Origin of the sequence: Arhodomonas sp. AD133 (assembly GCF_051195215.1) — a bacterium.
In the GTDB taxonomy this organism is placed as follows: Bacteria; Pseudomonadota; Gammaproteobacteria; order Nitrococcales; family Nitrococcaceae; genus Arhodomonas.
Window position 1 is genome coordinate 26,407 of sequence record NZ_JBNAZM010000023.1, and the last position, 10,958, is coordinate 37,364.

General features: G+C 69.7%; 8 protein-coding genes and 1 riboswitch. All 8 genes read right to left on the reverse strand.

Annotated features, from left to right (window positions below; all coding sequences use genetic code 11):
* Positions 1-28 precede the first annotated feature (28 nt).
* Complete coding sequence (locus tag ACPEES_RS13595) at positions 29-1,576, reverse strand: ABC transporter substrate-binding protein (RefSeq protein WP_435104049.1); 1,548 nt, start codon at positions 1,574-1,576, stop codon at positions 29-31.
* Between the two features lie 98 nt (positions 1,577-1,674).
* Positions 1,675-3,660 carry a TonB-dependent receptor plug domain-containing protein gene (locus tag ACPEES_RS13600; protein ID WP_435104050.1) on the reverse strand — a complete coding sequence of 662 codons (1,986 nt, stop codon included), beginning with the start codon at positions 3,658-3,660 and terminating at the stop codon, positions 1,675-1,677.
* A 46-nt stretch (positions 3,661-3,706) separates the two neighbouring features.
* Positions 3,707-5,155 (reverse strand): cobyric acid synthase, encoded by a 1,449-nt coding sequence (locus ACPEES_RS13605; protein WP_435104052.1) that lies wholly within the window; start codon positions 5,153-5,155, stop codon positions 3,707-3,709.
* Positions 5,152-6,111: a cobalamin-binding protein gene (locus ACPEES_RS13610; RefSeq protein ID WP_435104053.1), complete on the reverse strand. Its 960-nt coding sequence runs from the start codon at positions 6,109-6,111 to the stop codon at positions 5,152-5,154. The genes ACPEES_RS13605 and ACPEES_RS13610 overlap by 4 nt, the downstream gene beginning before the upstream one ends.
* A complete protein-coding gene (gene cobD, locus ACPEES_RS13615) occupies positions 6,108-7,091 on the reverse strand; it encodes a threonine-phosphate decarboxylase CobD (RefSeq protein WP_435104055.1) in 984 nt (327 codons plus the stop codon). Before cobD ends, ACPEES_RS13610 begins: the two co-directional genes overlap by 4 nt.
* A complete protein-coding gene (cbiB, locus tag ACPEES_RS13620) occupies positions 7,084-7,983 on the reverse strand; it encodes an adenosylcobinamide-phosphate synthase CbiB (RefSeq protein WP_435104056.1) in 900 nt (299 codons plus the stop codon). The genes cobD and cbiB overlap by 8 nt, the downstream gene beginning before the upstream one ends.
* On the reverse strand, positions 7,983-8,588 hold the full coding sequence (gene cobO, locus ACPEES_RS13625) for a cob(I)yrinic acid a,c-diamide adenosyltransferase (RefSeq protein ID WP_435104057.1): 606 nt from the start codon (positions 8,586-8,588) through the stop codon (positions 7,983-7,985). Before cobO ends, cbiB begins: the two co-directional genes overlap by 1 nt.
* 174 nt (positions 8,589-8,762) lie before the next feature.
* Positions 8,763-10,550 (reverse strand): TonB-dependent receptor domain-containing protein, encoded by a 1,788-nt coding sequence (locus ACPEES_RS13630; protein ID WP_435104058.1) that lies wholly within the window; start codon positions 10,548-10,550, stop codon positions 8,763-8,765.
* A gap of 96 nt (positions 10,551-10,646) precedes the next feature.
* Positions 10,647-10,898, reverse strand: a riboswitch (cobalamin riboswitch).
* Positions 10,899-10,958: the final 60 nt, after the last annotated feature.

The following is a 10,958-nucleotide window of genomic DNA, read 5'->3' on the forward strand; positions in this document are numbered from 1 at the left end:
GTCGTTCGTTTGGCCGGTCGTTGCGCGGTTACTGCGCCAGCCCGGACGGTTGCGTGCGCCAGCCGACGTGGAACAGGGCGAAGCCAGGCTGGTAGTCGCGATAGCGGTCGTTGACCACCACGCGGCCCCTGCTGAAGACGAGCGGGAACACGTAAGGGTCTTCGTGCACCAGGATATGCTGGACCTCGCGCAGGATCTCGTGGCGCCTGACCTCGTCCACCGTGGCCGAGAGCTCGTCGGTCAACCGGTTGATCCGCCCATTGTCGTAGCCGCCGAAGTTACGGTGCCCGTCCGGGCGCAGGTAGCGCCGGAGGAACGCCCCGGCGTTGCCCCAGCCCGCCGTGCCGCCGCTGAGCAGGGCCAGGTCCCAGGCGAGCCCGCCTTCGCCGACACCTGCGTAGATGTCGTCCACCGAGCGGATCTCCAGGCGAATGCCCACGTGACGGAGCTGCGCTTGCAGTGCGTTGGCGAGCGGGACCAGGTCCGGCTGCTGCGGATAGGTCAGCACCGTGAGCTCGAGCGCCTGCCCGTCCCTGCGGCGCCACTCGCCGGTGCGGCGCCAACCGGCGGCCTCCAGTAACGCGTTCGCCTCGCTGCGGTCGGTTTCGTAGTTCTCCACCGCCCACGGGAAAAACGGGGCATAGAGGCCCGTGGCCGTGTCGAGCAGGCCACCGAAGACCGCCTGCGCGATCTGCTCGTAGTCGATCGCTTTCATGAGCGCTTTGCGGACCCGAACGTCGCGCAGCGGCGTCTGCTCGACGTTCATGTACGCGGTAAAGCCACCGGTGCCCGGCGTGCCGTGGTTGAAGTGGACGCCCGGCGCCGCTTCCACCATCGGTCGGGCCGCCATGGGCGGATACAGCGCGATGTCGGCCTCGTCGTTGCGCACGGCGAGGATACGGGCGGTGGGGTCGGTGACGAAGCGTACGCCCACGCCTGGCAGCGCCGGTTCGCCGCGCCAGTAGTCCGGGTACCGCTCGAGGGTCAGCGCCTGGGCGTCGAGGCCCACTACCTCGTAGGGCCCGGTATAGATGCCTGCGCCCACCAGGGACGCCCAGTCGCCGTCAGCGGCTTCCACGGTGCGGGCGTCGAAAATGGGGAAGACGGCCTCGTCGGCGAGCACCGCCGGCAGCGCGGGCCATGGGTCGTCCGTGGTCACGGTGATCTGGTACTCGCCGGTGGCCGTGAAGCGTGCCTCCGCGGGTACCGCGCTTCGGGCTGCGGCGGAGTGCGTGCGTTGGTACTCGATGGCCGCGAGCACCGCTTCCGCGTCCAGCTTCCGGCCGTTCTGGAACGTGACCCCATCGCGGACCGTCAGTCGCCAGGTGTGCGCGTCCACGTTGTCCAGCGCGCTCAGCAGCCAGGGGTGATGCTCGCCATCGCGACGGAACTTCATCAGCAGCTCCGCCGCGCCGAACTCCTGCATCCAGTACCCTTCGGTGGCCGGGTTCATGCTGCGCACTGCGAACGAGGTGACGATGCGCAGTGGCGGCGGATCGCCGGCTGCCGAGACTATGCCGGCGGCGAGCACGAGCACGGCGGCGAGCAAATGGCGAATCGGGCGTCCGTGAGGCATGTCCATTGTCCTCTGCGGTCTGCGGTCTGCGGTTGACGTCGGCTCGCTGCGCCAGCGGCGCAGCGGGTGGCGTTAGGAAGCCGTCGGGGATGCCATGGTCAGAACACGTAGCTGTAGGTGAGCTGCACGTTGCGCGGCATGCCGAGGTTGTCCACGCGATAGGGCTCGTCGCTGCCGTCGCGTTCGGCGCTGCCGATGGTCGAGGCATAGTCCTCGTCGGTGATGTTCTCCACGCGGACGCCGAGCCGGTGTCGGTGGGCACTGCCGAAGCGCAGATAGCCGCTCACATCGGCGAGCAGGTGATCGCCATAGCGTTCCCGGCCGATGTCGCTGACGTGGTCGTGGGTCGGGCCCACGTAGACCGTGGACAGCTGTGTGCCATAGGCGCCGCCCGGGGCGTCGTAGCCGACTCCTGCCTTGATGAGGTATTCCGGCACGTTGTCGATCTGTTGATCGTCGCCGTCCTCTCGGGCGCGGGTGTATGTCGCGTTCAGGGAGGTGTGCCAGCCACCGGCGAACTGCAGGGCCAACAGGGCTTCGCCGCCGTACATGCGCACGCGGTCGTCGCTGTTGATATAGGTACTCACGCCGTCGCCGCTCGCGAACTGGATCAGGTCGTCGATCTCGCGGCCGAACGCGGCGAGCTCCCAGCTCACGCCGACGCTGCCCACGCGTGTCGCGCCGCCCCATCCCAGGTCGGCGTTGAGGCTTTCCTCGCCGTCCAGGTTTTCGTTGCCGCGGGGGTGATCCGGGTCGCGGGCGTAGAGTTGATAGGCACTCGGCAGGCGGAAGGACGTGCCCAGGGTGCCGCGGACATACTGGCCACCGCCCAGGGGGTGGCGGGCCGAGATGTTCCACACGGTGTTTTCGCCACCCAGGTCGGCCTTGTTCCAGCGTACGCCGAGGGCGAGTCGGGTGCGCGGCGAGAACGCGAGCCTCGGCCGGTACTGCGCGAACACCGCGCCCACCGCCTCGGTCCGGGTTTCGATCAGCAGGACGTCGTCCTCGCCGGAATACTCCTGCCAGTCGGCGCCGAAGACCACCTCGCCGCCGTCGTCGAGGAACCAGCGGCCCATGGCATTGAGGCCGTAGTCCTCGTAGCCCCAGGGCGTGGCGTCGTAGACCGTCTCCACCTCACCGGGGATCGCGGTGTTGCGCAGCTCGCTGTATTCGGTGTCCCACCGATGGTAGTAGCCCTTGAGGAAGAAGCTGAACGACGGCGAGACGAACTGATCCCACTTGGCGATGACGATGTCCTCGGTGCGGTCGTTCTCGGCGCTGTGGGTCTCGGTGGGGTCGGCGTCGTCGAGCACGGCGTCGTTGTGAATGGTCTCCAGGGTCAGCCGGCCGCCGTCGCCGATCTCGCGACGATATTTGCCGCCCAGGCTCGTCACGCGGTAGCCGCGATCGATGCCCCCGGGACGGGCGCTCGGTTCGATGTGTTCGTCGCGGTAGGGCTGGAAGCCGTCGGAGCGGTCGTGGGAGCCGAAGACGACGAGCCGGTTGCCGTCGATCTCGCCGCTGACGTACGCGCTGGCGTGGCGGTCACCCAGGTCGCCGGCGCCCACGCCGATGCGGCCGTCGGTCTCGGTGCGGAAACCGCGGGTGATGATGTTCACCACACCACCCAGCGCCTGGGTACCGTAGAACAGGCTCTGTCCGCCCTTGACCACCTCGATGCGTTCGATCATGTGGGCGGGAATGGAGTCCAGCGGCGAGGTGCTGCCGTAGAGGCGGTTATTGATGCGCACGCCGTCCACCAGCCAGAGAATGTCCTCGGTCCGAGAACCGCGCAGCGAGGCCTCCACGTAGTCGAAGCGTCCGTTCTCCGGGGCGACGTAGAGCCCGGGAATGAGCATCTGCAGTGCCTGCGCCGTGTCGGTGGCGCCCGTCTTCTCGATGGCCTCGCCGCTGATCACCTCGACCCGGCTGCCGAACGTGCTGAGCTCACCCGAGAGGCTTTCCTCGATGGGCTCGGCGGTGATTTCCACGGTGTCCGTGCTCGGGTCGGGCGGGGTGGCGAGCACGGCGGGTGCCATTGACAAGGCAGTCGATGCGGCGACGAGTCGTCTCGATGCAATCATCCGTTGCGCTTACTCCTTGGCGAATTGTTCGTGACGATGGTCGGACTCAGCCGGCGATCTCCGGCAGGCAGGCGTCGAGGTCGATATGCGCGTCGATGGTGTCGGCGAGGCGGTCGATACCCGCCTCGCGCTGAGCGGCGTAGTCGGTGGTCTCGGGGCTGGCGAGGCCCGCCCAGCGCAGCAGGGTCTCGCGCGCTTCGGGGTGCTCGAAGATCCCGTGGAGGTACGTGCCAGCGACCCGGCCGTCGGCGCTGCGCGCGCCATCGGGCGTCGCGTCCGCCAGCCGGGCGAACGCGCGCTGGCGGTCATCGCCATCGGTCTCGCCCATGTGGATCTCGTAGCCGTCCACCGCCGCGCCGTCGTTGAGGGTTCCCCGGACGCGCGTGAGGCGTTTCTCGGCGGCCAGGGTGGTGGCGACGTCGAGCCAACCGAGTCCGGTGCTCTCGCCCGGCGGCCCCTCGACCCCATGAGGGTCGGCAATGCGCCGGCCGAGCATCTGGTAGCCGCCGCAGATGCCGAGTACCCGGCCGCCGTAGCGCAGGTGGCGGGTGAGATAGGCTGGCCAGCCGTGGGCTTCGAGCCAGGCGAGATCCGATCGCACCGATTTGCTGCCCGGCAGGATCGCCAGATCCGATGGCGGTGGTGTTTCGCCGGGGCCGACGAGGTGCACGGCCACCTGGGGGTGCAGGCGCAGCGGGTCCAGGTCGGTGTGATTGCTGATCCGCGGCAGAGCAGGCACCACCACCTGCAGCTCCGCATCGCCCGCGCGCTCGCTGGGCAGGGCGTCCTCGGCCTCCAGGTGCAGGCCGTGGAGGTAGGGCAGCACACCGAGCACCGGTTTGCCGGTACGTTCGGTGAACCACTCGAGCCCCGGGTCGAGCAACGAGCGGTCGCCGCGGAAGCGGTTGATGACCACGCCGGCGACGCGTTCGCGCTCGCTTGCCGAGAGCAGGTCCAGGGTGCCCACCAGCGTGGCGAACACGCCGCCGCGGTCGATGTCGGCCACCAGTACCACCGGGCAGTCCACTGCCTCCGCGAACCCCATGTTGGCGATGTCGTCGCGGCGCAGGTTCACCTCGGCGGGGCTGCCGGCGCCTTCGGCGACGATCACTTCGTGGCGGGCGCTGAGGCGGGTGTGGGAGTCGAGTACGGCGGTGCGCGCGGCGCGCTTGAAGGCGTGGTAGTCCAGCGCGCTCATGCTCCCGTGCACCTGGCCCTGGAGGATGACCTGGGCGCTACGGTCGGCGCTCGGTTTGAGCAGCACCGGGTTCATGTCGCTATGGGGCTCGAGGCCGCAGGCGGCGGCCTGGACCGCCTGCGAGCGCCCGATTTCGCCGCCGTCGACGGTGACGGCGCTGTTGAGCGCCATGTTCTGCGGCTTGAACGGTGCCACGGCCACGCCGCGTCGCGCGAGTGCCCGGCACAGACCCGTGGCCACGGCGCTCTTGCCCGCGTCCGAGGTGCAGCCCTGGATCATCAGCGTCGATGCGGTCACGGGCGATGCCTCCGGGTCGTGGCCAGGGCTTCGCAGACCGCTTCGGCGCCGGCCAGCACGCGTGGCCCGGCGCGATGGATCACGTCCGGGTCCAGGTGGAAGAGGTTGTCACGTCGCACGGCGGTGATCGATGGCCACTCCCGCCAGTCGTCCAGCCACTCCGGGCGCTCGGCATCGCGTCCGGCGGCGAGTATCGCCTCCGGGTCAGCGGCAATCACCGCTTCCGTGCTCACGTGAGGGACCAGCGTCGGCAGCTCGGCGAACACGTTGCGCCCGCCGCAGAGCTCGATCACGCGGCTGATGAGGTGCTCGCCATTGATGGTCATCGTCGGCCCGTGCCAGATCTGGAAAAAGACCGGTACCGGGGCCTGATCGCGGTAGCGCTCGGCGAGTCGCTGCCGGTGCTCGCGAAAGCGCTCGGCGGCAGTTTGCGCCGTGTCCGCCGTGCCCGCGAGCCGGCCCAGGCGCGTGATGGTGCGCGGTATGGCCGCCAGCGCCCGGGGCTCGCTCACGTAGACGGTGAGTCCGAGCTCGCGCAGTCGCTCTATGGTGGCGCTGTCATTGCCGCTCGCCCAGGCGACCACCAAGTCCGGGTCGAGCCCGAGAATGCGCTCGAAGTCGACGGCGTCGTAGCTGCCCACGCGCGGAATCTCTTTCGCCGCCGGCGGGTAGTCGCTGTAGCTCACCGCGCCGACCACGCGCTCGCCGGCACCGGCGGCGAAGAGTATCTCCGTGGTGTGAGGCGCGAGGCTCACGATCCGGGTGGCGGGAGCCTCGAGCCGTACGGTGCGGCTGCTGTCGTCCTCGACGGTGACGGTGGCGTGGGCGAGCGATGTCGCGAGCAGCGCCAGCACCACCCAGGTCAGCGTGCACATCACGCCGATCCACGGCTGTGAGCGCAGATCTGCCAGGCGTTCCGGCCTTGCGCCGGATTCGGGGGCCGGGCGGACGGTCATCGTGTGATCTCCTGCAGTGCGGCATCGAGGTGTTGCCATTCGGCACACGGGCCAGGCAGCCCGAAGCGCAGCGCCGGTGGGGCATCGAAGGTGCGCACCAGCACGGCGCGCGCGGCGAGGGCGCGGGCCATCCGCGCCGGGTGGCGGTGGCGGACGTAGCGGAAGAGCGCCGTGCCACCCGTCACGGTCAGGCCATGGCGGTGGAGGAGCGCATCGAGCCGACGGGCGGCTGCCTGCAGTCGTTGCCGCTGGCGGCGTTGCCATTGGCGGTCGGCCAGGGCCCGCCGGCCCAGCCAGCGCGCAGGGTGGTTCACCGCCCACGGCCCGAATCGCTGCGCGAGTCGCTCACGCAACCAGGCCGGAGCGCCCACGAAGCCCAGGCGGACTCCGGCCAACCCGAAGAACTTGCCCACTGAGCGCAACACCACCAGCCCGGGAAGGCCCGCGAGCGCGGCGATGCTGGCGTCCGGGGCGGCGTCGGCGAAGGCCTCGTCGACAATCAGCCAGCCGTCGCGGCGGGCAAGGCGGGCGTGCAGGTCGAGCAGTACGGCGGGGTCCAGGCGACGGCCGCTGGGGTTATCCGGATTCACCACGACGACTGCGTCCGCGTGGTCGGCGGCACCGTGAAGGCCGGCATCGTCGTCTTCGGTGACCACCGCGCCGGCCGCCTGCCAGGTAGCCGCGTGCTCCGCGTAGCTGCCAGCAGGGCAGGTGACGTGCCGCAGTGGTAGCGCCCGGGGCAGGTGCTGGAGAACCCCCTGGGTGCCCGGTGCTGCGAGCCAGGCCCCTCCGCCGAACGCGGCGCGGGCGGCGCTTTCCAGGCCGTCGTCGTGCTCCGGCAAGCGCTGCCAGACGTGGTCGGGGATCGCCGGCACCGGCCAGGACCACGGGGCGATACCCGTGGAGAGGTCGAGCCACCGTTCCGGTGGGATGCCGTGTGTCCGGGCAGCGGCCCGGAGTCGTCCGCCGTGTTCAGGCAAGGGCGTATCCTCCGGCGATGACTGTCAGCCAGACGGCGATGCCGCGCTCTACCAGGGCGGTGGCCCGTGCGATATCCGTTCCCTCGGTCGGGCGCCCGTCACCGAGGGCGGGCCGGTGACGCCACTCGCCGTGATAGCGTGCGCCACCGCCCAGGCGCAGCCCGAGTGCCCCGGCGCCGGCGGCCATCACTAGACCGGCGTTGGGGCTCGACCAGCGGTCGCCGTCGCGTCGCCATGCGCGCCAGGCATCGCGGCCCTTCCCCAGGAGTGCGTAGGTGGCGGCCGTCAGGCGCGCCGGTATGTAATTGAGCGCGTCGTCGAGGCGCGCGGCGACCAGACCGAACGCCTCGAAGCGCGGCGTCCGGTAGCCCCACAGCGCGTCCAGTGTGTTGGCCAGGCGGTAGGCGACGACGCCGCCGGCGCCGGCGATCAGGAACCAGAAAAGGGCGGCGAAGACCGCGTCGCTGCCGTTCTCGAGTACCGACTCCACGGTTGCCGCCGCGCATTCCTCCGAGCTCATGGCGGCGGTGTCGCGGCTCACCAGGCAGCCTGTGGCGGTGCGGGCAGCCTCGAGATTGCCGCTATCGAGCGCCACTTGCACCCGGGTGGCGTGCTCGCCGAGGCTGCGCCCGCCGAGTGCCAGCCACAGCGTGGCAACCGATACTGCGAGCCCTGCCCCCGGGACGCTCGCCAGCGCTGCTGCTGCCAGCGCCGGCGGCGCGATCAGGGCCGCCGCGGCCATCCCGCCCCGGAGGCGGCGTCGCGGACCGCTGTTAGCGCGTCGCTCCGCGGCGGCGGCCAGGCGGGCGAATGCACCGAGGGGGTGCCGGGCCGGTTCGGGCAAGAGGCGGTCCAGGGCCACGGCGAGTGCGGCGACCGCCAGCACGGTCATCAGAGCTCGACGCCCTTCTGGGCCTTCACGCCGGCCTTGAACGCGTGCTTCATGGCTTTCATCCAGGTCACCGTATCCGCCGCCTCGATCAGCGGTTCCGGTGCGTAGCGACCGGTGATCACCACGTTCTGGTGCGTGGGCCGGGCGGCCAGTGCTTCCAGCACCGCCTCCAGGGACACGTATTCCTTGGACAGCGCGACGTTGAGCTCGTCGAGCAGTACCAGCCCGTAGGCGGGGTCGGCGAGCATTGCAGCCGCGCGCTCCCAGGCGGTGTTGGCTGCCGCAACGTCACGGTCCCGGTCCTGGGTTTCCCAGGTGAACCCCTCGCCCATGACGTGATAGTCCACTTCGGGGGTGCGACGGAAGAATGCTTCCTCACCGGTGCTGTAGGCCCCCTTGATGAACTGGACGACGCCCACTCGCATGTCGTGGCCCAGTGCCCGGGCGACCATGCCGAACCCGGACGAGCTCTTGCCCTTGCCGTTGCCGGTGTTGATCACCACCACGCCGCGGTCCTCGGTGGCCCGCGCGATGCGGCTGTCCACCAGGCGCTTGGTACGGGCCTGGGCACGCTGCCAGGCCTCCCGATCATGTTCCTCGCTCATTTCGGTCTCCGTGGATGAATGGGATGGCTCACAAAGACGGCGAGCGGTCACAGGGGCCGACGATAATCGACCAGGCCACCCCCGGAGAGGTTGACCGTCCACCAGGGCGTTCGAGCGTTCCTTGCGGGGTGCCCTCGTGTCCCTCGCGTCTTCGTGTCGACTTCATCTTGCTCGCTATTCCCCCCGCCACTCGATGGAGACGAGCACCGTGCGGCCGGGCATCTCGAAGGTATCCGCGGTCTGGTAGTCCTCGTCCAGGAGGTTCGCCACCTTGCCCCGCAGCGTCCAGGCGTCGCTGAGCGCGTAGGAGGCAGTGACGTCGACGACGGTGAAGCTGTCGAGCTCGGTGGTGTTCGCGAGCTCGTCGAAGCGCTCACCGCCGTAGTGGATCTCCGTACCGACACGGGCGCGACCGAACGCGCGGTCGATCCCGAGGGTCGCGGTGAGATCCGGGCGCCGCGGCAGGTCGTTGCCGGTGTCGCCGTCCTCGGCATCCAGCCAGGTCGCTGCCAGACGGGTGCCGAAGCCGGCGATATTGCCGCTGACCTCGCCTTCGATGCCGCGGATGCGGGCTTCGTTGACGTTCACGCTGCTGGCGGCGTTCGCGTCGAAAGTGATGAGATCGTCCGCATCCGTGTGGAATGCGGCCACCCGCCATCGCCAGGCACCACTGCTTTCCAGGCCGACCTCTGTGGTGCGCGAGTGTTCGGGCTCCAGGTCCGGGTTGCCCTTGAAGAATCCGGTGTCCGGATAGTAGAGATCGTTGAACGTCGGTGCCTTGAAGGCCGTGCCATAGGAGGCATAGGTGCGGAGTGCCGGTGAGATGCGGTAGCCGACGGCGATATTGCCGGTGGTCTCGCCACCGAAGGCTTCGTTGTCGTCGTGGCGCAGCGCCCCCTGGACGTCGAACGCACCGGCGTACCACTGATGCTGGACGAATACGGCGAGATTATCGCGGTGGGTCTCGACGTAATCGATGGTGCCGCTGACCCGGTCCTCGTGGTAGTCGACGCCGACGGTGGTGATGTGATCGTCGCCGATGAAGAAATCGTTCTGCCAGGTTGCGGTGTCACGGCGGGTGACGAAGCGGTCGCCATCGAAATCGCGGCTGTCCACGTCGTCCAGGGTCGACCCAACCGACAGGCTTGAACGCCAGCTCTGCGTGGGTTGCCAGTCCGCTTCGCCGCTGACGACCTGCTGGGTTTCGTCAGCGGCGGTCGAGGTGGAATCGAACTCGTTCTCGCCGTCGACACGCAGGGCCCGACCGCGCAGGGTCAGTGTGTCGGTCACCTGGTAGTGGCCGCTGACACTGGCCGAGCGGTTGTCGTAGCCGTCCCGGTCCGGGTCGTGGGCGAAGCTGCGTTCGTCGGTGGCATCGAAGCCATCCGTGGATTGCCCCGAGGCGCTAACGGCGAAGCCGCCGCGCTCGCCATCACGGGCGAGGCCGGCTCCGAGCTCCCAGGTGTCGCGGTTGCCCACGGCGAGGCGCGCGTGGGAGCGATCGCGCCGCGTGAAGATCTGGATGACGCCGCCGATGGCGTCGGCCCCGTAGAGACTGGCCCGTGGGCCGCGGACCACCTCGATACGCTGGATCTCACTGACGGACAACTGTTCGAGCGGCGCGCTGCCGAGCGTCGCCGAGCCGATGCGCACGCCGTCGACGAGCACCAGCGTGTGATCGCTCTCGGTGCCGCGAAGGTACAGGCTGGCGGCTTTGCCGCGGCCACCGTTGCGCGCGATCGAGACGCCGGGCAGGCCGCGTAGCAGCTCTGGCACGTCCGCGGGTTGGCGTCGGTCGATGTCATCGCGGGTGATTACGCTCACGGCGGCGAGCGCGTCGTCCGCCGTGAGCGGCGTGCGGGTGGCGGTGACGACCAGCGGTGCAGTGCGTTCCGCGGCGCCGACGGCCGTCGCGCTCGCGGCAGCGACCGCCGCGACGATGAGACTGTGACGTTTGTGCATGGAGCCCCCTGCTGCAGTCACCCGGGGTGACGTTGGGCATGCGGGGGCGGCGGGAGATCGGACGAAGCCATTTCCCGGACACCGCCCACCGCAGCGTCGAAGGTTGCGCTCCAGGGCGGTCTCCGGGCTCGTGAGCGGGCGTCGGCCGCGGACCCGCCTTCCCGCGTCAGCGGACGCAGTGGCCTGTCGGGTCCGTGGGGAGCGTCGAGGCTCCCCGGCTCACCTACCGTTGCGGGGGCAGCGCCGGCTTTGCCGCCGATAGCAGCGCACCGGCTTCCCGTTCGGGGAGTCGTTCGTCGATTCCCCGACCCGTGACGATGCACGGGAACCTGGAGCGAAAGTGGCAGGGAACATACTCGCCGGATGCGAGGGGGTCAACGTCTGCACCCGCAGCTCGGGTGGCGAGGC

Excerpts from the sequence above, each read along its gene's own strand:
- ACPEES_RS13595 (WP_435104049.1), bottom strand. The coding sequence starts at position 1,576 with ATGCCTCACGGACGCCCGATTCGCCATTTGCTCGCCGCCGTGCTCGTG.
- ACPEES_RS13600 (WP_435104050.1), bottom strand. The coding sequence starts at position 3,660 with ATGATTGCATCGAGACGACTCGTCGCCGCATCGACTGCCTTGTCAATG.
- ACPEES_RS13610 (WP_435104053.1), bottom strand. The coding sequence starts at position 6,111 with ATGACCGTCCGCCCGGCCCCCGAATCCGGCGCAAGGCCGGAACGCCTG.
- cbiB (WP_435104056.1), bottom strand. The coding sequence starts at position 7,983 with ATGACCGTGCTGGCGGTCGCCGCACTCGCCGTGGCCCTGGACCGCCTC.
- cobO (WP_435104057.1), bottom strand. The coding sequence starts at position 8,588 with ATGAGCGAGGAACATGATCGGGAGGCCTGGCAGCGTGCCCAGGCCCGT.
- ACPEES_RS13630 (WP_435104058.1), bottom strand. The coding sequence starts at position 10,550 with ATGCACAAACGTCACAGTCTCATCGTCGCGGCGGTCGCTGCCGCGAGC.